The 22577-nt window shown below is 68.1% G+C and carries 22 protein-coding genes; 4 read left to right on the top strand and 18 right to left on the bottom strand.

The window, feature by feature from the left end; all coding sequences use genetic code 11:
• Position 1 precedes the first annotated feature (1 nt).
• The 3 genes from ACAG24_RS22305 to ACAG24_RS22295 form a co-directional block, all read right to left on the bottom strand.
• Complete coding sequence (locus tag ACAG24_RS22305; RefSeq protein WP_370474495.1) at positions 2-328, bottom strand: YnfA family protein; 327 nt, start codon at positions 326-328, stop codon at positions 2-4.
• Positions 329-412: 84 nt separating this feature from the next.
• Positions 413-2434, bottom strand: a complete 2022-nt coding sequence (locus ACAG24_RS22300; RefSeq protein ID WP_370474496.1) for a primary-amine oxidase — start codon at positions 2432-2434, stop codon at positions 413-415.
• Between the two features lie 59 nt (positions 2435-2493).
• On the bottom strand, positions 2494-4011 hold the full coding sequence (locus ACAG24_RS22295) for a carboxylesterase/lipase family protein (RefSeq protein WP_370474497.1): 1518 nt from the start codon (positions 4009-4011) through the stop codon (positions 2494-2496).
• Positions 4012-4084: 73 nt separating this feature from the next.
• Here ACAG24_RS22295 and ACAG24_RS22290 point away from each other — a divergent pair, with 73 nt between their 5' ends.
• Positions 4085-4771 carry a hypothetical protein gene (locus tag ACAG24_RS22290; protein ID WP_370474499.1) on the top strand — a complete coding sequence of 229 codons (687 nt, stop codon included), beginning with the start codon at positions 4085-4087 and terminating at the stop codon, positions 4769-4771.
• 6 nt (positions 4772-4777) lie between these two features.
• Here ACAG24_RS22290 and ACAG24_RS22285 read toward each other — a convergent pair whose 3' ends face one another.
• The 4 genes from ACAG24_RS22285 to ACAG24_RS22270 all read right to left on the bottom strand — a co-directional run bounded on the left by ACAG24_RS22285 (position 4778) and on the right by ACAG24_RS22270 (position 7821).
• Entirely contained in the window at positions 4778-5359 is a 582-nt protein-coding gene (locus ACAG24_RS22285) for a hypothetical protein (protein WP_370474500.1), read from the bottom strand.
• 57 nt (positions 5360-5416) lie between these two features.
• Positions 5417-6130 (bottom strand): hypothetical protein, encoded by a 714-nt coding sequence (locus tag ACAG24_RS22280; RefSeq protein ID WP_370474501.1) that lies wholly within the window; start codon positions 6128-6130, stop codon positions 5417-5419.
• A 76-nt stretch (positions 6131-6206) separates the two neighbouring features.
• Positions 6207-7433 (bottom strand): alpha/beta hydrolase, encoded by a 1227-nt coding sequence (locus ACAG24_RS22275; protein WP_370474502.1) that lies wholly within the window; start codon positions 7431-7433, stop codon positions 6207-6209.
• 37 nt (positions 7434-7470) lie between these two features.
• Positions 7471-7821 (bottom strand): hypothetical protein, encoded by a 351-nt coding sequence (locus ACAG24_RS22270; RefSeq protein WP_370474503.1) that lies wholly within the window; start codon positions 7819-7821, stop codon positions 7471-7473.
• Positions 7822-8022: 201 nt separating this feature from the next.
• On the opposite strand from ACAG24_RS22270, the gene rbpA reads away from it, so the two are divergent.
• On the top strand, positions 8023-8358 hold the full coding sequence (gene rbpA / locus ACAG24_RS22265) for an RNA polymerase-binding protein RbpA (protein ID WP_370474504.1): 336 nt from the start codon (positions 8023-8025) through the stop codon (positions 8356-8358).
• Here the strand turns inward: rbpA and ACAG24_RS22260 are convergent, their stop codons facing one another.
• From ACAG24_RS22260 to cobN, 7 genes are read right to left on the bottom strand one after another with little or no spacing between them, the layout of a single operon-like run.
• A complete protein-coding gene (locus ACAG24_RS22260) occupies positions 8359-9147 on the bottom strand; it encodes a polyprenol monophosphomannose synthase (RefSeq protein WP_370474505.1) in 789 nt (262 codons plus the stop codon).
• Positions 9144-10805: an apolipoprotein N-acyltransferase gene (gene lnt, locus ACAG24_RS22255; protein ID WP_370474506.1), complete on the bottom strand. Its 1662-nt coding sequence runs from the start codon at positions 10803-10805 to the stop codon at positions 9144-9146. Before lnt ends, ACAG24_RS22260 begins: the two co-directional genes overlap by 4 nt.
• On the bottom strand, positions 10798-12333 hold the full coding sequence (locus ACAG24_RS22250) for an amidohydrolase (protein WP_370474609.1): 1536 nt from the start codon (positions 12331-12333) through the stop codon (positions 10798-10800). Before ACAG24_RS22250 ends, lnt begins: the two co-directional genes overlap by 8 nt.
• 44 nt (positions 12334-12377) lie before the next feature.
• Entirely contained in the window at positions 12378-12890 is a 513-nt protein-coding gene (locus ACAG24_RS22245; protein WP_370474507.1) for an FxsA family protein, read from the bottom strand.
• A 33-nt stretch (positions 12891-12923) separates the two neighbouring features.
• A complete protein-coding gene (locus ACAG24_RS22240; RefSeq protein ID WP_370474508.1) occupies positions 12924-13331 on the bottom strand; it encodes a PPOX class F420-dependent oxidoreductase in 408 nt (135 codons plus the stop codon).
• Between the two features lie 7 nt (positions 13332-13338).
• Complete coding sequence (locus ACAG24_RS22235) at positions 13339-13722, bottom strand: PPOX class F420-dependent oxidoreductase (protein WP_370474509.1); 384 nt, start codon at positions 13720-13722, stop codon at positions 13339-13341.
• Positions 13723-13750: 28 nt separating this feature from the next.
• Positions 13751-17365: a cobaltochelatase subunit CobN gene (gene cobN, locus ACAG24_RS22230; protein WP_370474510.1), complete on the bottom strand. Its 3615-nt coding sequence runs from the start codon at positions 17363-17365 to the stop codon at positions 13751-13753.
• A gap of 67 nt (positions 17366-17432) precedes the next feature.
• On the opposite strand from cobN, the gene ACAG24_RS22225 reads away from it, so the two are divergent.
• The gene (locus tag ACAG24_RS22225; protein WP_370474511.1) at positions 17433-18230 is read left to right on the top strand and encodes an AraC family transcriptional regulator; all 798 of its coding nucleotides are present in this window, start codon (positions 17433-17435) and stop codon (positions 18228-18230) included.
• Positions 18231-18249: 19 nt separating this feature from the next.
• Positions 18250-18657, top strand: coding sequence for a VOC family protein (locus ACAG24_RS22220; protein WP_370474512.1), 408 nt, complete (start codon positions 18250-18252; stop codon positions 18655-18657).
• 238 nt (positions 18658-18895) lie between these two features.
• On the opposite strand, the gene ACAG24_RS22215 is transcribed toward ACAG24_RS22220, so the two are convergent.
• The 4 genes from ACAG24_RS22215 to ACAG24_RS22200 are packed head-to-tail and all read right to left on the bottom strand — an operon-like array spanning position 18896 to position 22489.
• Entirely contained in the window at positions 18896-19864 is a 969-nt protein-coding gene (locus ACAG24_RS22215; RefSeq protein WP_370474513.1) for a glycine betaine ABC transporter substrate-binding protein, read from the bottom strand.
• Positions 19864-20649, bottom strand: coding sequence for an ABC transporter permease (locus ACAG24_RS22210; protein WP_370474514.1), 786 nt, complete (start codon positions 20647-20649; stop codon positions 19864-19866). The genes ACAG24_RS22215 and ACAG24_RS22210 overlap by 1 nt, the downstream gene beginning before the upstream one ends.
• Positions 20646-21845: an ABC transporter ATP-binding protein gene (locus ACAG24_RS22205; protein ID WP_370474515.1), complete on the bottom strand. Its 1200-nt coding sequence runs from the start codon at positions 21843-21845 to the stop codon at positions 20646-20648. The genes ACAG24_RS22210 and ACAG24_RS22205 overlap by 4 nt, the downstream gene beginning before the upstream one ends.
• Positions 21842-22489 (bottom strand): ABC transporter permease, encoded by a 648-nt coding sequence (locus ACAG24_RS22200; RefSeq protein WP_370474516.1) that lies wholly within the window; start codon positions 22487-22489, stop codon positions 21842-21844. Before ACAG24_RS22200 ends, ACAG24_RS22205 begins: the two co-directional genes overlap by 4 nt.
• Between the last annotated feature and the right edge of the window lie 88 nt (positions 22490-22577).

The raw sequence follows: 22577 nt of genomic DNA, 5'->3' as shown, positions 1-22577 counted from the left end.
GTCATCGCGGCGCATACATGATCAGGCCGACGCCGACCAGGCATACCGCCGCGCCGGTCACGTCCCAGCGGTCCGGGCGGAAGCCGTCGGCGATCATTCCCCAGATCAGCGACCCGGCGACGAACACGCCGCCGTAGGCGGCCAGGACGCGCCCGAAGTTCGCGTCGGGCTGGAAGGCCGCGACGAAGCCGTAGGCGCCGAGCGCGATGATCCCCGCGCCGATCCACAACCACCCACGGTGCTCACGCAGACCCTGCCAGACCAGCCAGGCTCCCCCGATCTCTAGGACGGCGGCGAGGATGAACAGCAGGACGGACTTGACGACCACGGCTCCACTCTGCCGCGAGCGAGCGCAAAATGCCCGCGCCCAGCGGCGTGTCGGCGTGCAGACCCGCGCGGTCGCGGTGCCGACTCAATGGTGGGCGCTGGTGGTCGAGGTGTGGCAGGCGTCCGGCGGGGTGCCGGCGACGTCGAGTGCCGGGTTGCGGTCGAAGAATCCGAAAGGCTTGAGCCAGAACGAAACCACATCGACCGGCATCACCGGCCAATCCTCGGCGCGGGTGATGTGGTGGATGCCGAACACGTACCACAGCACCACGTCGGTGTTCTCGATCGGACGGTCGGCGGCAGTCCATCGCGACAAGCCGGTGTCGCGCACCGACTGGTTGACGAATTCACCTGCGGGCCAGCGCTCCTCGGGGTGATGCGGGGTGACCCAGAGCGTGTGGGCGATGACGCCGGCACGTTCGAGGACCGGTGATCCCGGCTCGAACATCGGCGGGATCGCCCCGCTGGGGACGAGCTTGTAGGCCGGGTGGGCACCCAGCGCCGTCACCACGTTCGGGTTGACCACCTTCCACGCCCGTTGCGTGGCGAAGTTGACGTCCTGTCGGGCCTCCCCCTCGGTGCGCAGCGGGGTGTTGCGGACGACCAGGGACAGCCCGTGCGGATTGTCCGGGCCGATCGGCTCGGCGAACGATTCCGACATCACGACGGTGTTGCCGGAGCCGTCGACGTCCATGTCCAGCCGGGCCACCAGGAAGTGCTGGTGAAACGGCGCGTAGGTGCGTTCGTCGACCAGCGTGCCGTTGGGGTTCGGAGCTCCCGGCGGTAGCGGGGTGGTGACCATGATGCCGGTCGCGCGGACCTCGCATTCGATGTTGCCGTCCTGATACAGCCGCCAGTACACCAGGTATTCGTAGTTCGCGACCGTCACGTGGAACGAGATGGTGAGCCTGCGCATCCGGCGCACTTCCGCACCGATTTCATGGTCGACGTGCTTCCACAGCACGGCGTTGTCTTCCTCGTGGATGCAGATCGCGTTCGAGATGGTGTACGGATCGCCTTTGCTGTTGTGCAGCACCGCATTCAGATAGCGGATCTCGCCGAGGCAGTCGCAACCCAGCGCGAGCGAGGTGGTCATGAAGCCCAGCCCCCACTCTCCGATGTCGAATGCCGTGCGGCGGTAGTGATCCGGCGACGGATCCCGGTAGGGCACGATCATCTCCGCGAACGACATCCGGTGCGCGACCGACCGTTCCCGGCCGCCGTCGCGGTAGCGCACCGTGTGCAGGGTCATACCCTCGCGGTGGTTGAAACCCACACGCAGAGACCAGTTCTGCCACCGCAGCAGGTTGCCGTCGAGGGTGAACGACGGGCCTTCGGGCTGAGTGATGTGCAAGGGCGTCAGTGGTTCCCGCGTCGAGGCGCCGAGGATGCGTTCGGGGATGTGTGCGGGCACGTACTCGCCCATGACCTCCGGTACCGGACGCGGGGTGCCGTCCTGGGAGTTCACGGCGAACGGGCCCTCGTCTTCGACCCTGAGCAGCTCCATCGCGTTGAGGTCGATGACGCAGTGCAGACCACTGACCAGCTTCGCGTACGGGTTGGCCCCCGGCGCGGCTTTGACCCAGCTGTCCGACCAGCCGATCCTGCGGTCCCGGTATTCCGGCGGGGCCACCGCATCCCCGTAGGTCCACGTGTCGAAGAACACCAGATCCATCTCGGTGACGCCGCGGCTACGCAGAGCCGCGACGACGTCGGGGTGGGCACGAAGCATGCGGTCGCATTCGACGAATTCGTCCACGGTGAAGTTGGCCTGTACCCCGGGCACATGGTCGAACGCTTCGACGCGCTGCTCGGTCAGCGACACGACACTCTTGTAGGTGGCGTTGGCCGATCGGTCGAAGCAGGTCACCTCCGCGCGCCGCGGGGGCGTCGGGCCACCATCTTCGAAGCCCGCCAGCTCAGCTTTGGACGGCTCGATCATCTCGATCGAGGCGAAGCGCCAGCCCTGTGCGGATCCCGGTGCGGCGGAACCGGGCTCGACACCGCGGTCGCGCCGCAGGATCGCTGTGACAGCCGCGAATTCGTCGGCGCTCAGCGGATCGAGAGGATGCAGAACCGCGGGCGACGAATCAGAGGGTGCAGACACCTGCCAACGCAATCACATCCTGGGTGTGCGGGCATGCCGAATCGCCCAAGTCGGGCACCTCACCGAGTGGCGAGGAAAAAGTCCTCCCAAGCCAGTCGTCGCTCCGAGTGCGGGTCCAGCTCGACGCGTCTGCGCCGATCGAGGACCAGGACGGCGCGCTCGTCACTGGTGTACAGCGGCCAGTCCTGTCCCGGCACGCCACGGTCTGCGAATGCCAGCCATCGTTTCTGGACGTCGTCGGTCACCTTGCGTGCGCTGCGCGAGTCGACGCCTGCGGCCAGCAGTTTGCCGAACCTCGACCGGTAGACGTCGAACACGGCGAGGAGTTCGGTCGCGTGGGTGGCGCCCATCCCGGACAGCCTCAGCGCCGCGGTCGCGTAGTCGTAGCGGTACACATAGGTCGGCGCGAACGCCGAATGTGCCTGGGCGATCTGCCACACCGCGGAGCCGAAGATGAAGTCTCCGCCGAACTGCACGCACGCGGCCGTTCCGGGATATCCGGGATAGGCCGCCAGAATGCTTTGTCGCGCATCGGGTTCCACGTGCATCAGTAACCGCTCGATGGCCGGCTGGCTCGTCGGTAGCAACTTCAGGAAGCGGGTGAACAGCCGTCCTTCGTCGGCGTTCCCCCCGACGATGAGCGGCACCCTGTGCGCTGCGCCGGACCTCATGGCCTCGACGGGGTCCTCGGGCAGGAACTCCGTGCCGTAGGTGGGCCCGATGGCGAACGCGCCCAGCATGTCCCGCTGACCCTCGACGACAAGCCGGTCCAGCGCATCGACCAGGTCGGCCGGCCGCGCCGCCAGCAATGCGCGCGCAGCGTCGGCCTCAGTTGCGCCTATCTGCCGCGCGAAGCGGGTCGCGTAGTCCTCGGCGATGTCGGCGTCGCTGATCATCCCACTGGCTGGGCTTTGCGAAATCGCTTGCGCGAAAAGTCCTTTGGCCTCGGGAGTGGCCATCAACGTCGCGACGGCATGCGCACCCGCGCTTTCACCGAAGATGGTGACGTTGCCGGGGTCGCCACCAAAGGCCGCCACGTTGTCGCGCACCCACCGCAGCGCCATCACGAGGTCGCGCAGGAAGAGATTGTCGTCGATGGTGATCTCGGGCGTCGACAGCGACGACAGTTCCAGGCAGCCCAGCGCGCCCAGCCGGTAGTTCACCGAGACATACACACACCCTCGGCGGGCCAGCGATGCGCCGTCGTATACGGGCGTGGCCGAGCTGCCCAGCAGATAGCCGCCGCCATGGATGAACACCATGACAGGCAACGGTCCGTCGGGCCGCTCGGCGGCGTCCTCCGGGGCGACCACATTGAGCGTCAGGCAGTCCTCACCGGTCGGCTGGTACCTGCCCGGCGCCAGGATCGTGTACATCCGCTGTTGAGGCGCGCAGTAGCCGAATCCATGGCAGTAACGCACCCCGCGCCAGGGTTGCACCGGCTGGGGTGCGCGATACCGCAACGGGCCCACGGGGGGTTTCGCGTACGGAATGGACCGCCAGCGGTTGACCCCGTCACGGGTGAAGCCCTCGACGGTGCCCGAAGCGGTGTTCACCCGGACGGTGTGTTCGTGCATTCTGCCGACGGTAGCGAACCTTCGCCCGGCCTGCCTGACCATCGGATCCGTGTCCGCTCGCTAACCTGGCCGAATGCGCCTGGCTGCTGTGATCGCGATGAGCGCCCTGGTGGCGGCCTGCTCCCAGTCGGTGGGAGGCCAGGCTGAGTCGTCGCAGCCTTCCGAGCCGGCTCCGACGACAACGCCCTCACCTGCGACGGGATCGGCATCGCCGGCCCCGTCAGCGGCGGGGACACCCGCCGCGGGTGCCCCTGTCGGCGACGTGATCGGCTGGATCGAGGCGGGCACACCCGTGGACGCCGGCGGATTCCACGTCGCGTTCCGGGACGGGGTGACGACCCAGCTCGGCGACGAGATCGCCTTCGTCGCCCCGTCCGGGCCGCCGCACAGCACCACCCAGTGCATTTCCGCGGCGGGCGCGCTGACCTGCCTTCTGGATCTGGCATCTCCTCCGCCGCCCCCGGCGCAGGCCGAAGGTATGTGGAAGCCGGGCTGGATCGAATTCTCCGGTACGTCACTCTCGGTCGGGGCACTACGTGGTGATCCCGGCCCGTTCGCCGCCGGGACCGGCACCGAGCTGGCACCGGGCCAGTCGCTGGCATTCGGCGAGAACCGGTGCCGCAGCGACGGGTCCGGGCTGTACTGCGTGAACTATGCGCACAGGGCGGCGGTACGCATCGCCGCAGACGGCGTGTCGCCGTTCGGCTGCCTCGCCGAGGTGACGCCGCCACCGGAGTCGGCGGCACTTTTCAGCTGCTGAACCCGGTCACCGGGCGGCGTCCTGCCGGGCCTTTGCCCGCGCCTTGCTCGGGTAGGTCAGCGTCATCCCGATGGCGCCGACGATGACGACGACCGGAATGACGGCTTTGGTCAGGTGCACCGTCGCCGGAGCCATGACCGCCAGATAGCCCAGTACCGCGATCAGCGCGAAGACGAGTGCCCACATCAGCGTCAGGACCTGGTTGGTACGGCGGAACGCGGCCTCCTCCCAGTCCTGACGGGCCGCGGTGGCGGGCGCGTACTGGGCTGTGAACGGCTCGAACGCCAACGAGCCCAACGCCATCGCCGCGAGCACACCGCTGGAGAGCGTCGTGGCGTACGTGTCCATCCAGTCGCGGTCCGCGGCCCCGAGAATGAGGCCGGAGATCGTCACGACGGTGAAGAACAGCGCGGTGACGATGTCGAGCAGCCGGACCCCGGCGAAGCCGGCCGACATCCCCAGGATGAGCGCCGAGATGACAGCGCAGATCGCGCCGAACATCCAGGTGCTCGGCCCGTCGGCGACGACCCAGTAGATGATCCACGGAACGAATCCGACGAACGGGCTGCGCTCGAACCATTCGTCCACGACGTCAGAGATACCAGAGTGGCACGGTCAGGCGTGACTTTTGCGCCGTAGGATCCCTCAGCCGAGCCGGAACGTCCCGGTCACGAGTGTCGGCGCCACGCTGACCCCGTTGATGGTCGCGCGGGGGCCCGCGCCGGGAGGGAACGCGATCGGGCCCGCGGGACCCAGCGTGCGCTTGTTGCGCACGTCGTTGCGGACGTCGAAATCGCTGAGTTCGTCGAGGTTGAACACATCGAAGTTGCGGTCGCCCTGCTGGAACCCGCTGAACTGCACCCCGACCGCCGACCGGTCGGGACGCACCACCCACGAGGCGCGCACGCCGTCGGATTCGGCGGTGTACATGCCGGCCACGCCCGTGACGGATGCGGCGCTGAACGTGTATTCGACGTCGTTCATGGTGACCTCGCCGGTCACCTGGGTTCCGTTGAATTGTGCGTCGAGGGTGTCGCGGAAGCGGGACTTGAGATCGATGGCGCCGTCGGTCTGATTGCCGAAGAACCAGGCCTCGTCGTCGGTCCCGTTGCACGCGTAGGCCGCGACCGAGGTGCCGTCGACGCTGATGCCGATCGTCATCGTCTTGCCGTCGGGCGCTGTCATGTCGGCCATGTAACGGGCCGAGGCGGGAAACGGCGCCGCAGTCGACGACTCGGGCGCCGGCTGGGACGGCGAGGTGGCCTCGGAGGTGTTGGAGGAATTCGAGCACGCCGACAAAGTCCCGAAGGCGATGAGCGTGCTGACCCCGGCGAGCAGTGTGCGGGTGTGTTTTCTCATGCCCTCAGCATGATCGGCGGCCGCAGCGCTTACATGGAGATTGTGTGGAGATCGCGTGGAGATCTCCACGAAGCGATCAGGTGGCCAGGAAGGCCTGCACCTCGTCGCAGAACACCCGCCAGGCCTGCTCCGAACCGGTGAGCAGATGGTTGTTGCTCGACAGGGCGACCAGCCGGGAGTTCGGGATCAGGGTCGCGAGCTCCTCGCCGTAGCGCATCGGCACCCGGTGGTCGTCGCGGGAGTGCAGGATCAGCGTCGGGCATTGCACCTCGACACAGAGGTCCCGCACGTCGATGCGCGCGAACTCCTCCAGGAAGTGCACGGCGTTCTCCGGTGAGGTCGTGCGCCGCTGCAGCTGGTCGAACGCGGCCCAGTCGGCTCGCGTCCCGTCGGGCAGGAACTGCGCCGCGAAGACCTGACGGAACGCCGGGTCGTCGCGCCCCCAGCCCACCCGAGCAAGGTCGAGATCAAGTGCAGCAGCGCGCTTTTCGTCGTCGTTCATGGCTCGGACGGCACGACCTCGCGCGTACGCCCCGCAGAGCACGAGCCTGCTGACCCTGTCTGGATGGCGCGCGGCGTAGGCGACGGCGACCGCTCCTCCCTGCGAGACCCCCAGCAGCGGGAAACGTTCGAGCCCGAGGGCCTCGACGACGGACTCCAGATCGGTCACCCAGTCGTCGAACGTGAAGCCGTCGACCTCCCAGTCCGAGAGCCCACAACCGCGCTCGTCGTACCGGATGAACTTGTGCCGCAACGACATGTCGCGCACCCAGTGCCGCCAGACAGGGCTTTCTATGTCGTAACCCAGGTGCGTCATCCAGTTGGCGGCGCGCACCAGCGGCGGCCCGTCACCGGAGACCGCGTAGGCCAGCCGGACCCCGTCTGCGGCGCGGGTGAACGCGATGTGCTGGCGCGGCGCGTCGGGTTCGGGCTCGGTTTCGGGCAGCGCCACCGGGTTCTCGATGCGCAGCTGCCCGACGAACTGGTAGCCGCGACCACGCACGGTGCGGATATACCGCTGCGATTCGCCGTCGTCGCCCAGCGCGCGCCGCGCCGCCTTGATGCGGCTGGTCAGCGCGGCCTCTCCGACGAAGCGCCCTCCCCACACGCTGTCGAAGAGTTCTTCTTTGGTGACGAAGCGTTCGTGGTTGCTCACCAGCTGGGTGAGCACGTCGAACACCTGGGGTTCGACCTTGATGACGGTCTCACCGGACCGCAGTTCGTAGCGGCCCGCGTCGAGCACGAAATCGTCGAAGCGCCACACCCGCGGCGGCGGTGTGATGCCGGGATCGGCGCTGGTCACGCGCTAAGAGTACCGGCGATCGGGTCCCGTGGCGGGGCTAGCGCCAGCCGTCCGCGGCGCGTGCCGCCTGCATCACCGCATCGCACAACGCGCGCAGTTCCTCAGCGCCGGCACCCTCTTCGAGGGCCGTCGCCATGTCCTCGGCAGCGCACCGGACCTGATAGACGCGATCGGCGAGCACCGAGGCCTCCTCGGCGGACAGCACCACGGCGTCGGCAGGCACCGAGGTCCCCTTGACCAGGGCCCTCTGCTCGTAGGCCCGCTGACGGCACGACTGCCTGCAGTACTGGCGGCGCCGCCCCATGCCGGCGTCGGCCACTTCCCGCCCGCACCACCGGCAGGTCGCAGGGCGCCGTCGGGTGGTCGTCGCGGGGCTCAGCGAGGTCACGAGCCCGACTGTAGACGGGACGACCTCATATTCCGCGTATCATCGTCGGTCGAGTCGGGAACTCTACGTCGGGTATCTGCGTTAGACGTAGGTTGCCGGTTCGCCTCCGGCGAAGCGGTTGCCGGTTCGCCTCCGGCGAAGCGGTTGCCGCTTCACCTCCGGCGAAGTCCCGGAACGAGAGCACTAGCAGAGGAGTTGACGATGGCTGATCGTGTTTTGAGGGGCAGCCGCCTCGGAGCTGTGAGCTACGAGACGGACCGCAACCACGACCTGGCGCCGCGTCAGGTTGCCCGCTATCGCACCGACAACGGCGAGGAGTTCGACGTCCCATTCGCCGACGACGCCGAGATTCCCGGCACGTGGCTGTGCCGCAACGGCCTGGAAGGCACCCTCGTCGAAGGTGACGTGCCGGAGCCCAAGAAGGTCAAGCCGCCGCGTACGCACTGGGACATGCTGCTGGAGCGCCGGTCGGTCGAGGAACTCGAAGAGCTGCTCAAGGAGCGCCTCGAGATCGTCAAGACACGCCGTCGCGGATAGTCAGCGCGCGTTTCCGCGCGCGCGGTCCACGCGCGCACGCACACCCCACTGGGCGACCTTGATGATGGCTTCCCTGATGGTGGAGCCGTCCATCTTCGAAACGCCGTGTTCGCGTTCGGTGAAGGTGATCGGCACCTCGACGACGGTGAATCCTGCGTTGATGGATCGCCACGTCAGGTCCACCTGGAAGCCGTAACCCTTCGAGTCGACGGCGGCGAGGTCGATCTTCTCGAGCACCTCCCTGCGGTAGGCCCGGTAGCCGGCGGTGATGTCGTGGATTTCCACCCCGAGCAGCAGCCGCGAGTAGGTGTTTGCGGTGCGTGAGAGCACGAGGCGCCGCCGCGGCCAGTTGCGCACCCGACCGCCGTCGACGTAGCGCGAACCGATCACGAGGTCTGCACCGGCGTCGATCTTGTCCAGGAGGCGGTACAGCTCTTCGGGGGCATGGCTTCCGTCGGCGTCCATTTCCACCAGGACGGTGTACTGACGGCTGAGCCCCCACGCGAATCCGGCCAGGTAGGCCGCGCCCAGCCCGTCCTTGGAAGTCCGGTGCATGACATGGACGCGGTCGGGGTCGGCCATGGCGAGCTCGTCGGCCAGCTCACCCGTGCCGTCGGGGCTGCCGTCGTCCACGATCAGCACATGCACGTCGGGCGTCGACTCGTTGACCCGCGACACGATCGTCGACAGGTTGTCGCGCTCGTTGTACGTCGGGATGATCACGAGGGTGCGCGCGCTGGGACGGTCAGCCGGTTCGCCGCCGTCGTCGATGCCACCGGGGACGCTCATGTGGCTCCTTTGTCCGTGTCGGCGGCCGATCGCCGACCCCTCAATCTTGCGGGCACGAGTACTGCGGGCAGTGCACCATTGTGCAGCATGGCCCAGAGAAGGCCCGAAACGCCGAGGGCGGCCAGCGCACCCTCGAGGTACGGGCCGAAGCGCGTGGCCGGCGTCACGGTCGTCTTCAAACGGACCTGTTGATCCAGGTAGGCCGGTTCGAACCACCCTGTCCTGGCGATCTCGTGGCCGTCGGGGGCGATCACCGCGCTGATCCCTGTGGTTCCCGCCACTACGACGTAGCGGTCGTGCTCGACGGCCCGCAGCTTGCCGAACGCCAGCTGCTGTTCGCTCATCGCCTGGTTGAAGGTGGCGTTGTTGCTGGGCACGGCGAGCAGTTGCGCGCCATTGCGCACCGATTCGCGGGCCGCGCGGTCGAAGATGACCTCCCAGCACGTCGTGATGCCGACCGGCACGCCCGCCGCGTGCACGACGCCATCGCCATCGCCTGGGAGGAAATAGCCCGCCCGGTCGGCGTAGGACGAGAACTTGCTGAAGAAGCCACGCCACGGGAGGTACTCACCGAAGGGTTGCACGATGCGCTTGTCGTGGCGGTCCGACGGACCGGTCTCGGGATTCCAGACGATGACGGTGTTGTTCGACACCGGATTGCTACGGCTGTAGCCCGGCGCCGCAACCACACCGCCGACCAGGATCGGAGCGTTGACAGCCGCCGCTGCCGACGAAATCTCCTGGGCAGCATCGGGATTGGCAATCGGGTCGATGTCCGAGGAGTTCTCCGGCCACACCACCATCATGGGTTGCGGTGCCCGGCCGGCCCGGACGTCGTCGGCCAGCCGCAGCGTCTCGCGGACGTGGTTGTCGAGGACTGCCCGCCGCTGGGCGTTGAAATCGAGGCCGAGACGGGGCACGTTGCCCTGCACCGCGGCGACGGTGACCGGCGGTTCGTCACCGGCGCCGAGACCGGCTTTACGGACATGAGGCCAGGCCAGCGTCGACCCGAGCAGTACGACTGCGATGCACAGTCCCGGCAGCACGACCGACGGGGGCGCCGCAGCGCGCGCCGCCGCGTCGCGGCGCCACCAGGTGACGATCTCGAGCACGAGCGCTGCGAGACCGAACCCGATGAGCACCAGCGCGAAGGACACCAGCGGCGCCCCGCCGACGTAGGCGAGCGGCAGCAGCGGACCCCCAGTCTGAGAGAACCCGACCACCCCCCACGGGAACCCGCCGAACGGGACCGTGGATTTCAGCCACTCCTGCACCGACCACAGTCCGGCGAACCACAGCGGCCAGCCCGGCAGGCGGCGCACAGCGACCGCGGCCAGCCCGAACAGGGCTGGGAAGAGGGCCTCGACGAAGCTCAGCGCGAGCCACGGCACCGGCCCGACCAGCCCGCTGATCCAGGGCAGCAGCGGAATGTAGAACGCGAGGCCGAAGACCAGGCCGTAGCCGGCGCCTCCGGCCTTTGATCGTGCGGCGCGGCTGAGCACCCAGCCGAGCAACCCGAACGCGAGGATCGCTGCGAACCACCATCCGAACGGCGGGAAGCTCGCACACAGAGCCAGGCCGGCCACGATCGCAACCGACAAGGTGGGCAGCCGATCCACGACCTTCTGGCCGAACCGCTGCCACCGCGTCTCACCCATGGATGACAGAACCCCGGTGCACGGTCTGCCGGCACGTCGGGAGGGCGCCGTCGAGCGCAGGCAGCACCGGCACCCTGGATCGCGAATCGGTGGACCAACGCTGCACCGCGTCGGCCGGAGCGCTGACCTCGAAACTGTCGGCATCCCATACCGCGTAGCTGGCGGGCGCCCCGGGGACGAGGGTGCCCATCAGGCCGTCCCGTACGCCCCCGGCACGCCAGGCGCCCCTGGTCGCCGCCGCGAACGCCGCGCGCGCCGAGATGGCACTGCCGGGCGTGTGATGGCGGGTCGCCGCGCGCACCGTGGCCCACGGGTTCATGTCGGTGACCGGGCTGTCCGAACCGAAGGCGAGTGGCACGCCTTGGGATGCTAACAGCGCGAACCGGTTCAGCCCCGCGGCCCGAGCGGCGCCGAGACGCTGGGCGTACATGCCTGTGTTCCCGCCCCACAGAGCGTCGAAATTGGGCTGCATGCTTGCGATCACGCCCCAGCTGCCCAGCTGTGCCGCCTGCTCGTCGGTGACCATCTCGAGGTGCTCGAGACGGTGGCCGCAGCGCGCGACCGCCGCGACCCCGAACCGGTCGACGACCGAGTCGAGCGCCGAGACGACCGTGGTGACGGCGGCGTCCCCGATGACGTGAAATCCCGCGGTGATGCCCGCTTCGGTGCACGCGCTCAGGTGGGCGGTGACCGCGTCGGCGTCGAGGTGGGTGTTCCCGGTCGGCGTCGGACATCCGTCGGGGAGATCGGAGTAGGGCTCGTGCAGCCATGCGGTGCGTGAGCCGATGGCGCCGTCGACGAACAGATCGCCCGCGAGCCCGCGGGCCTGTGTCGCCGCGAGCAGCTCGACGGCTTGGGCTGCGGTGGCGACGTGCTCGCCCCAGTAACCCACGACCTCGACGCCGTGGTCGTGGGCGCGAAGCTCCAGCCAGTCGTCCAGTCCCCCGATCTCGGGGCCCGCGCACTCATGGACAGCCACCACCCCCAGAGCCGCCGCGGCATCCAGCGCCGCCGCTCTGGCCTGGGTGCGTTGCTGGGCGGTGAGGCGATCACGGGCAGCGCGGCGGACTCTGTGGTGCGCATCGGATGTCAGCGGCACCTCGTCCCCCACATCGGCAGCTCGGCGCAGAGCCGTCGACGCCACCGCCGAATGCACATCGACACGGGCCAGGTAGGCCGCTTGCCCGCCGACGGCGGCGTCGACGTCGCCCGTGCTCGGCGCGCAGCGCTCCGGCCAACCCGATTCGTCCCAACCGTGCCCCCAGATGACCCCGCCGGGATGGGATCTCGCGTAGGCCGCCAGCAGGTCCAGACAGTGCCTCAGCGACGTCGCACCGCGCAGGTCGAGGCCCGTCAGCGTCAAACCCGTTGCCGTGGTGTGGATATGGCTGTCGACGAAAGCCGGCGCGACGAACCCGCCGTCGAGATCGGTGACGGCCGCGTCGGGAAACTGGGCCCGCCCGACCTCGTCGCTGCCCAGCCATGCGACGGTCCCGTCGCGCACGGCCATCGCTGTCGCATCCGGCATCGCCGGGCTGTGCACACGACCGTTGAGCAGCAGATGGGTGGTGGTCACTCCGGGAGGTGGCGCTGCTCGATGGCAGGGCGGATGTCGGCGCCGCCACCGACGTCGTCACGGACGTCGATCACCTCACCGTCGACGTACTCGCCCTGGCCCCGGTAGGTCGGGCGGCCGGCCGCTGCGGAACCGACGGTGCCCACCCCGACAATCAGCGGGGCGCGCCGAGCCGCCATCGCGGTGATGACGGGGCGCGCGGCGGCACGGGTGGGCGGCAGCAGAAGCAGCGCACCAAGTACGGAACTGGCCACACCGGGAATCACGACGAGCACCGTACCGAGCGCGACGAGCACGCTGTCGGTGACCGCCCCCTGGGCGTCGGCCAGGGTGAGGCCGGACCGCAACCGGCGCAGGTGGCGGCGTAGCTGCGAGCCGGCCAGCGCGAGTCCCAGCAGGAACGCGCCGGCGACCAGCAGGAGGGTCCAGCCGAAACCGATCGTCGATATCAGTGCCGCCAGGACGGCCAGCTCGACCACCACGTAGAGCAGAAACAGCCTCATCGCCATAGTGTGCCAACGACCGGGCAGTGGCGGAGGTTCCTAGTCGGGAAGGGGTTCGACCTCGATCGCCGCGTGTACCTTGTCCACACCGCCGCGCACGATGGCCTGCGGGATCCACCACCAGGCGTGCCACCAGTAGCGCCGGGTCACCATGTCGAACACCCGTCGGGTCTCGGACTTCGGCAGATTGCGTGCGATCGCCTCGACGGGTTCACCTTTCACCTTGCCGAGCACACCGCACTTCTGGATGGTCACCCGTGGGGTGTTCTTGATGCGCTTGGTCTTCCATGATCCGTCGTCGGTGCTGATCAGGAGCTTGCCCTCGTGCGGGACGCCCCACACCGGGGTCGGCTTGGGCCGCCCGTCCTTGGTGAATGTGGTCAGCAGCAGATACTTCTCGCGGTAGACGTCCTCGAACGTCGGCGCCTTTGCAGCCTGGTCGGTCACAGCAGAATTAGTTAACCGGTTTGATCTCGATCGAAACGTTCTTCTCCATGCCGCCGCGCAGCTTGGAGAAGAAGTTGAAGGTCTTGCCCAGCAGCCCGTACCGCTTGCCCAGGGCGTCGTAGGTTTTGCCGTTCATCGATTTCGGCAGGATCGTGGCGGTCGCCTCGACTGCCTCCCCCTTGGGCTTGCCGCCGCGGTCGCATTCGGCGATGGTCACCCGTGAGGTGTTGCGGATCCGCTTGACCTTCCAGGACTTCTCCTGGGTGATGGCGATCAGCGCCTCACCCGCCGGAGCGGCCCAGATCGCGGTGGGCTTGGGCCTGCCGTCCTTGGTGAAGGTGGTCAGCAGGATGTACTCGGACTTGGCGACGTCGGCAAAGGTCACAGGCATGCCGCCAGGCTAGCGGGACGAGCCGTTCCTAGCCCTCGAGGTCGCCCTCGGTCTCGAGGAGCACCTGCTTGAGGCTGTCGAGGGTGGCCGCCTCGGGTGCGGCCCACATGCCGCGTCCGGCCGCCTCCAGGAGGCGTTCGGCCATGCCGTGCAGCGCCCACGGGTTCGACTCGGACATGAACTTGCGGTTCTCGTCGTCGAGCACGTAGCTGTGCGAGAGCTGCTCGTACATCCAGTCGGCCATCACTCCGGCGGTTGCGTCGTAGCCGAAGAGGTAGTCGACGGTCGCAGCCATCTCGAAGGCGCCCTTGTATCCGTGCCTGCGCATCGCGGTCATCCAGCGCGGGTTGACGACACGGGCGCGGAACACCCGGGTGGTCTCCTCGTTCAACGTGCGGGTACGCACCGCATCGGGCCTGGTGTTGTCGCCGATGTAGGCGGCGGGATCCTTACCGGTCAGCGCGCGCACCGTGGCCACCATGCCGCCGTGGTACTGGAAGTAGTCGTCCGAGTCTGCGATGTCGTGTTCGCGTGTGTCGGTGTTCTTGGCCGCCACCTTGATCCGGCGGTACGCCCTGTTCATGTCGTCGGTGGCCGGTGCGCCGTCGAGGCCGCGGCCGTAGGCGAAACCGCCCCACGCGGTGTACACCTCGGCGAGGTCAGCATCGTCGCGCCAGTTCCGGCTGTCGATCAGCTGCAACAGACCGGCGCCGTATGTTCCCGGCTTGGACCCGAAAATCCTTGTGGTGGAGCGCCTTTGGTCGCCATGCTCGGACAGGTCCGCCTGCGAGTGCGCCCGCACGTAGTTGTCCTCGTCGGGCTCGTCGAGATCGGCCACCAACCGGACCGCGTCGTCGAGCATCGCGACGACGTGGGGGAACGCGTCACGGAAGAACCCGGAGATCCTCACCGTGACGTCGATGCGCGGCCTGCCCAGTTCGGAAAGCGGGATGGCTTCCAGATCGACGACGCGCCGCGACGCGTCGTCCCAGATGGGCCGGACGCCGAGCAGCGCGAGCACTTCGGCGATGTCGTCGCCTGCAGTGCGCATCGCCGATGTGCCCCAAACCGACAGGCCCACCGATTCCGGCCAGCGACCGTAATCGGTGTGGTAGCGCTCCAGCAGCGAATCGGCCATCGCGACACCGGTTTCCCACGCGAGCCGAGACGGGACGGCCTTGGGGTCGACGGAGTAGAAGTTGCGGCCGGTGGGCAGGACGTTGACCAGTCCGCGCAGCGGCGAGCCGGACGGCCCGGAGGCGATGAACCGCCCGTCGAGTGCGCGCAGGATCTGTTCGACCTCGCTCGCTGTGCCTGCGAGACGGGGTACCACCTCGGTCGCGGCGAAGCGCAGGATCGCTGCGACGTCCGGATTCTCGGTCAGGGTGTCGACGGCGCCGGCATCCCAGCCGGTTTTCTGCAGTGCGGCAACGAGTTCGCGAGCCTGGGCCTCCGCCGCGTCGACGGCGACGCGCTCGTCGGTCCCGTCCTCGGTCAGGCCCAGCGCCTGGCGCAGGCCCGGCACCGTCTGCTCACCGCCGAACAGTTGGCGGGCCCGCAGGATTGCCAACACGAGGTCGAGTTGCGACTCCCCCTCCGGTGTTTCCCCCAGGATGTGGAGGCCGTCGCGGATCTGGACGTCCTTGATCTCGCACAGCCAGCCGTCGACGTGCAGCAGCATGTCGTCGAACACGTCTTCATCGGGACGGTCTTCCAGGCCGAGGTCGTGGTCCATCTTGGCGGCCCGCATGAGCGTCCAGATCTGCTGACGGATCGCGGGCAGCTTACCCGGATCGAGTGCCGAGATCGTGGCGTGCTCGTCGAGCAGCTGCTCCAATCTCGCGATGTCGCCGTAGGTTTCGGCTCTGGCCATCGGCGGGATGAGGTGGTCGATCAGCGTGGCGTGGGCGCGCCGCTTGGCCTGTGTTCCCTCGCCGGGATCGTTGACCAGGAACGGGTAGATCAGCGGCTGATTGCCCAGCGCGGCGTCGGTGCCACACGCCGCCGACATGCCCAGCGTCTTGCCGGGCAGCCATTCCAGGTTGCCGTGCTTGCCGAGGTGCACGATCGCGTCTGCATCGAAAGTGTTCGACACGCCGTCGCCGAATCCACTCCCCAGCCAGTGGTAGGCGGCCAGGTAATGGTGGCTGGGCGGCAGGTCGGGATCGTGGTAGATCGCGACCGGGTTCTCGCCGAACCCGCGGGGCGGCTGCACCATCAACACGACGTTGCCCGATCGCATTGCCGCGATGACGATCTCGCCGTCGGGATCGACGCTGCGATCGACGAACAGCTCGCCCGGCGGCGGGCCCCAGTGCTCGACGACGGCCTCGGTCAGGTCGACGGGCAGGGTGGCGAACCACTCCCGATAATCCTTGGCGGACACCCGGATCGGGTTTCCTGTGAGCTGGCCTTCGGTCAGCCAGGCCGCATCCTGGCCGCCGCGTTCGATGAGCGCGTGGATCAGGGCGTCACCATCGCCCGCCTCGAGGCCGGGGATGTCGCCGACGTCGTAGCCGCGCTCGGCCATCGCCTGCAGGAGGCGAATGGCGCTGGCGGGGGTGTCGAGCCCTACCGCGTTCCCGATGCGGGCGTGCTTGGTGGGGTACGCGGAGAACACGAGCGCGACGCGCTTGTCCGCCGGGGCGATGGAGCGCAGCCGGGCATGCCGGATCGCGAGGCCGGCCACCCTGGCGCAGCGTTCGGCGTCGGGAACGTAGGAGATCAGGCCCTCGTCGTCGATCTCCTTGAACGAGAACGGCACCGTGATGATGCGGCCGTCGAACTCCGGCACCGCCACCTGAGTGGCGACGTCCAGAGGTGACATCCCGTCGTCGTTGTCGTCCCATTGCGCTCGCGAACTCGTCAGGCACAGCCCCTGCAGGATCGGAACGTCGAGGGCGGCAAGGTGTGCCACGTTCCATGTGTCGTCGGCGCCGCCGGCGCCGACAGCCGCCGGGGTGGCGCCACCGGCCGCGAGCACGGTGGTGATGAGCGCGTCGGCGGAGCCGAGCAGTTCGATCAGCGCCGCGTCCGCGGTTCGCAGCGATGCGCAGAACACCGGAAGTGCTTCTCCCCCAGCATTTTCGATCGCCTCACACAGCGCTTCGATGTAGGCGGTGTTACCTGCCAGGTACTGGGCTCGGTAGAACAGCACCGCGACGGTGGGTCCATCCCCTGGATGGGCGGCGCGTTCCAGAACGCCCCAGTCCGGCGTGGCGACCGGTTCGGCGAAACCGAACCCGGTCATCAGCAGCGTGTCGGACAGGAACGAGTGCAGGTTCGCCAGGTTCTCGGTACCGCCCTGGGCCAGGTAGATGTGCGCCTGCAGCGCCACGCCGGCAGGCACCGTGGAGTGCGCCATCAGATCGGCGTCAGCGGCTTGCTCGCCGCTGACAACCACAGCAGGAACACCACTGGCAACGACGGCGTCGATGCCGTCCTCCCAGGCCCGGTACCCGCCCAGGATTCGCACGATCGCGATGTCCGCGTCGCGCAACAGATCGTCGAGTTCGCCGTCCACGAGGCGCGACGGATTGGCCCACCGATAGTGGGCACCACTGGCCCGCGCCGCGATGAGGTCGGTGTCCGACGTCGACAGGAGGAGCACCGTCGAAACCTGGCTGGGGGCGGGTTCGGTCACCACCTATTCGTACCGGACTACCGTGGCAGGCATGAGCGCGGGCATGGGCACGGACGCCGGATAGGGCATGGCCGCCGGCGCCCCGCACCCGTCGTTGCGCGACGTGGTGCTTCGCTACGAGGGGTTCACGGTGTGCGGAGGCGGCCCGGCGACCTTCCGCGAGGTGGCGTGCACGTTCGTCCCGATCATCATCGACCTCGACCAGGGCTGGTCCGTGGCTCATCGCGAGCACATCGGGTCGGCTCCGCTGCGGCTGCGGTCTTTCGTCGCAGGCCTCACCGACGGGCCCGTACTGGTCGGCCACGCGGGCTCGGCTCGCTGCCTGCAGGTCGATCTGACCCCGCTGGGCGCTCGCCGCGTCCTGGGCGTTCCGCTGAGCGAATTGGCCAATCGCTCGGTGCCGATCGAGGCGGTGCTGGGACGAGGCGGCGCGGACCTTGTCCAGCGCATCGGCGACGCGGCCACGTGGCAGGAACGCTTCGCGCTCGTCGACGCCGCACTCGCCGCGCGTCTCGCCGATGCGGGGGACATCGACGCCGAGGTGGCGTGGTCACTCGGGCGGATCGTCGCCAGCGGGGGCACCACGGCGATCGGGGCGCTCGCGACCGAGTTGGGCTGGAGCCACCGCAAATTCATCGCGCGCTATCGCGACACGGTCGGGCTTCCCCCGAAGGTGGTGGCACGCATCGTCCGGTTCGAGCGCGCGTGCGCTCGGCTTCGGGAGGGCGCCGGCCCAGCGGCGGCTGCCGCGGAGTGCGGCTATTTCGACCAGGCCCACCTGTCCCGCGACGTGCGCGAATTCGCCGGCATCACGCCGTCGGAACTTCGGGACACCGTCAATTCCGTACAAGACCCGGCCGGGTGAGGCTCCTACCGTCGTCGGCATGACAACGAGCCAGAACCACATGGGCGCCGTCCCGATCGTGCCGTTCACCGATCCCAGGAAGGGCATCGAGTGGCTTGCGCAGGCATTCGGAGCCGTGCCGACGCTGGTGGTGCCCCCGGACCCTGATCAGCCGCTGCAGCACGCCGAAGTGGAGGTCGGCACCGGCGTGGTAATGGTCGACGACGCCGAGCGCGACAGCGTGTTCGCACTGCCCGGGCCGGTTGTGGTTTACGTCGTGATCACCACGGCCGCCGAGGTGGACGCTCTGCACGACCGTGCGTGCGCAGCGGGCGCCGAGATCGTCATGGGCATCACCGATCATGATTACGGCTCACACGAGTTCGCCGCACGGGATCCTTACGGCAACATCTGGAGCTTCGGCACGTACCGGCCGGCGAAACGCTGAACGTCAGCCGTTCCAGCGGGCATACCAGGTCTGCCGGTACGGCATGCCGATGGCAGCGATCAGCAGGAAGATGACCGTCGCGAAAGCGAAGAGGGCAAGCATCGTCGGTTCCTTTCACACGACCCGTTGTTCGACACGGGTTCAGTAAGCGAGACGGTACCGCCGGTCCCGGCCAAAAAGGGGGTTGTGTGCGTGACGGTACGGGTCGCGAAGCGAAGTGACCACCGTCACATCCGCGCTACTCGGCGGTGACGAACCCCTGCTCGACCATCCAGTCGCGGGCCACCACACTGGGATCCCGCCCCTCGACGTCGACCTGCTTGTTCATGTCGGTGATCGCCTCATTGGTCAGCGCCGCCGTCACCGGCGCGGTCACCTCGGCGATCTCGGGATGAGCCTCGAAGAACTCCCGTTTCATCGTCACCGACGGGTTGTAGTGAGCGAAGAACTGCTTGTCGTCGGTAAGAAGCGTCAGGTTCAGTGCCGCGATGCGGCCGTCGGTGGTGAACACCTCGCCGAAGTCACACTCGGTGCCGTCGGCGGTGGCCTGGTAGATGATGCCGACCTGCAGGACCGGCGTCTGGGCGCGTTGCGGATCGAAGCCGTACGCAGCCGCCATCCCGGGGAAGCCGTCCTGGCGGGCGCGGAATTCGGTGTCCACACATGTCCGGGCGGCGGCGGGGTCCCGCAGCACCAACGCGGCATAGTCGGAAAGCGTTCGCACGCCGGTCCGTTCGACCGTCCGGGGGCTCGCCGCCAGCGCGTAGGTGTCGTCCATGGGGCCGGGTTCCAGCCACACCATGTCGTTGCGTTCGAGGTCCTCGTCGCGGACGGCCTCGTACTGCTCCCGGGTGTCCGGGATCGGCTTCTCGTGCCCGAGGTAGTTGATCCAGGCGTTGCCGGTGAACTCGTAGGCGACGTCGACCTGCCCGGAAAGCTGTGCCTCCCTTGTGCTTCGGGACCCGACGATTCCGGTGAGGTCGCGGACGTCGGCGCCGGCGGCGGCCAGGGTGAACTCCAGGATGTAGCCCATGATCACCTGCTCGGTGTACTCCTTGGAGCCGACCGTGATCGGTACGCCCTCCAGGGCGGGGTTGGGCTGGACCGTCCCCGGCCCGACACGCAGGGGCACCGTGCTTCCCGAGCCCAGTCCGCAGCCCGTCAGCACCGACACCACGACGAGGGCCAGTGCGGCAACTCTTCTCATCACCGCAACCCCTTCGGGCTGATGAAGAACTCGGCCAGCCCGCCGAGCCAGTCCACCAGCAGCGCCAGGCACACGGCCAGCACGCTGCCCAGGATCAGCGTCACGTCGTCCTGCAACTTGTAGCCGGTGTCGATGAGGATCCCCAAGCCCCCGGCGTTGACGAGGAAGGACAGGGTCGCGGTGCCGACAGCGAGCACGAGCGACGTGCGCAGACCGGCGAGAATATAGGGCACGGCCAGTGGGAGTTCGACGCGCAGGAGCAGCGATCGGCGGGACATGCCCTGGCCGAGGCCGGCGTCGATGAGCGGCCGGTCGACCTGGTCGATGCCGAGGATGGTGCTCGACAGCACGGGCAAGAGCGAGTACAGCGCGATCGGCAGCACGCCGATCCAGAAGCCCGTCTGCGCGGTCAGCAGGAAGAGCAGCACCAGCAGGCCGATGGCCGGCGCGGCCTGCCCGACATTGGCGATCCCGACGAACAACGGGCGCAACGCCTTTGCGCCCGGCCGGGTCACCAGCACGCCCAGCGGAATGCCGATCACCAGCACGATGACCGTCACCGCCGCCGTGATGAGCAGATGCTGCCAGATCAGCGTGGCGACATTGGCCGGGTTGATGTTCTCCTGCTGGGTGGCGGTCAGGTCACGGTTGAAGGCCCAGAAGACCACGGCGGCCCCGACCAGGAGGACGAGCACCGGCTGGATGAAGAGCCGTAGGCGCTCGGCCCGTGTCCTCGCCGGCGTGCTGGACGCATCGGCGGGTACGGCGTCGGTAGCGGTGCTCACGACGTGCTTTCGTCGGCGTTCGACGCCTCGGCGTCGGCACGGAGCTTCGTGATCGTCGCGATGAGGGTGTCGAGGGTGACGACGCCCTCATAACGATTCCCGGGCCCCGCGACGACGGCCGATGCGTGCTGCTCGGCCAGGATCGCCTCCAGCGCGTCCTCCAGCGTCGAATGGGTGCTCACCACGTCGAGCCGCTCGACCGCGTCAGCCAGCGAGTTCGCATGCCGCAGGCGGCTCTCACGCACCCAGCTGACCGGCCGCTGCCGGTCGTCGAGGACGACGGCCCAATCGTGGTCGCTCGCCGCGATCACCGACCGCACCGCCTCGACACTGTCGCCGCGGTGCACCGACGGACGTTCTTCGAGTGCGACGTCCTTGACGCGAAGCAGACCGAGCTGTTGCAGGGAGGCCCCGGACCCCACGAAACCGGCGACCGTTTCGTCGGCGGGGCTGGCGAGGATGTTCTGCGGGGTGTCGTACTGCAGCACCTTGGACTGCTGGCCGAGCACCGCGATACGGTCGCCGAGCTTGACGGCCTCCCCGAAGTCGTGGGTGACGAAGACGATGGTCTTGCGCAATTCGGTTTGCAACCGCAGCAATTCGTCCTGCAGCGTGCTCCTGGTGATCGGGTCGACAGCACCGAAGGGTTCGTCCATGAGCAGCACCGGCGGGTCGGCCGCCAGCGCCCGCGCGACGCCGACGCGCTGCTGCTGGCCACCCGAGAGCTGGCGTGGATAGCGGTCGGCGTATTGGGCGGGCTCAAGTCCGACCAGGTCGAGAAGCTCGTCGACGCGGTCGCCGATCCTGGTGCGGTCCCAGCCGAGGAGGCCCGGCACCAGTGCGACGTTCTGACGGATCGTCATGTGCGGGAAGAGACCGGCCTGCTGGATGGCGTAACCGATCGAGCGACGCAGCTCGGTCGGCTTGATCGACAACGCGTCCTTCTCACCGATCAGGATCCGCCCCGACGTCGGCTCACTGAGCCGGTTGATCATGCGCATCGTAGTCGTCTTGCCGCATCCGGAGGGCCCGACGAAGATGACGATCTCGCCGGCCGGGATCTCCAACGACACGTCGTCGACGGCAGGCTGATCGGCTCCCGGATACACCTTCGACACGTGGTCGAGTTCGATGCGTACGCCGGTCGGTTCGGAGTGTTGCGCCGGTCCTGAACCCTTTTCAGAAGTCGTTGTCACCGAATGCCTTTCGACGTCGTGAGCCGTCCGATCAGCACCAGGACGGCATCGAGTGCGAGTGCCAGGATCACGATCAGGAGGGTGCCGCTCAACGCCATCGGTAGTGCCGTGGGGCTGCCCACCCGGGCCAGGCCCGCGAAGATCAGATTGCCCAGGCCGGGCCCCTTGACGTACGCGGCGATGGCGAGCACGCCCATGGACATCTGCGTACTCAGGCGCATCCCGGACAGGATGGCCGGCCATACGAGACGCAATTCGACCCGGCGCAGGGTGTCCAGCCGACTCATGCCGATCCCCCGCGCCGCATCGGTCAGAGCCGGGTCGACGGCGTTGAGTCCGACGATGGTGTTGCGGACTATGGGCAGCAGCGAATACAGCACCAGCGCGGTGACGCTGGGAATGACCCCGAGCCCGAACAGCGGGATGAGCAGACCCAGGAGTGCGAACGACGGCACTGTCAGGATCACACTCGACGTCGTGGTCGCCAGGTTGGCGGCAAGGGCGCTGCGGTATGTGAGCACACCGATCAGCACGCCGATGACCGTCGCGATCAGCACGCTCTGCACCACGGCACTGACATGCTGGTACGAGTCGAAGATCAGCTGAGGGTAGTGCGCAGAGACGTAGTCCCACAGGGAGCTCACTGCTCTCGATTCCCCTCGGTCTCAGGTGTCTGCGCGAACCCGCATCGACACGCTGACTGCTGTCCTTACCCGATCGTGACTTCGCTGA

It is taken from the genome of Mycobacterium bulgaricum (genome assembly GCF_041287165.2).
Classification (GTDB): domain Bacteria; phylum Actinomycetota; class Actinomycetes; order Mycobacteriales; family Mycobacteriaceae; genus Mycobacterium; species Mycobacterium bulgaricum.
Note: the sequence above shows the minus strand (reverse complement) of the source record. Positions and strands in the feature narration are given on the sequence as shown.

Coding starts and splice junctions, on each gene's coding strand:
- ACAG24_RS22295 (WP_370474497.1), bottom strand. CDS start 4,011: ATGCACGAACACACCGTCCGGGTGAACACCGCTTCGGGCACCGTCGAG.
- ACAG24_RS22290 (WP_370474499.1), top strand. CDS start 4,085: ATGCGCCTGGCTGCTGTGATCGCGATGAGCGCCCTGGTGGCGGCCTGC.
- ACAG24_RS22280 (WP_370474501.1), bottom strand. CDS start 6,130: ATGAGAAAACACACCCGCACACTGCTCGCCGGGGTCAGCACGCTCATC.
- rbpA (WP_370474504.1), top strand. CDS start 8,023: ATGGCTGATCGTGTTTTGAGGGGCAGCCGCCTCGGAGCTGTGAGCTAC.
- ACAG24_RS22260 (WP_370474505.1), bottom strand. CDS start 9,147: ATGAGCGTCCCCGGTGGCATCGACGACGGCGGCGAACCGGCTGACCGT.
- lnt (WP_370474506.1), bottom strand. CDS start 10,805: ATGGGTGAGACGCGGTGGCAGCGGTTCGGCCAGAAGGTCGTGGATCGG.
- ACAG24_RS22250 (WP_370474609.1), bottom strand. CDS start 12,333: ATGCCGGATGCGACAGCGATGGCCGTGCGCGACGGGACCGTCGCATGG.
- ACAG24_RS22245 (WP_370474507.1), bottom strand. CDS start 12,890: ATGGCGATGAGGCTGTTTCTGCTCTACGTGGTGGTCGAGCTGGCCGTC.
- ACAG24_RS22235 (WP_370474509.1), bottom strand. CDS start 13,722: ATGCCTGTGACCTTTGCCGACGTCGCCAAGTCCGAGTACATCCTGCTG.
- ACAG24_RS22225 (WP_370474511.1), top strand. CDS start 17,433: ATGGCCGCCGGCGCCCCGCACCCGTCGTTGCGCGACGTGGTGCTTCGC.
- ACAG24_RS22220 (WP_370474512.1), top strand. CDS start 18,250: ATGACAACGAGCCAGAACCACATGGGCGCCGTCCCGATCGTGCCGTTC.
- ACAG24_RS22215 (WP_370474513.1), bottom strand. CDS start 19,864: ATGAGAAGAGTTGCCGCACTGGCCCTCGTCGTGGTGTCGGTGCTGACG.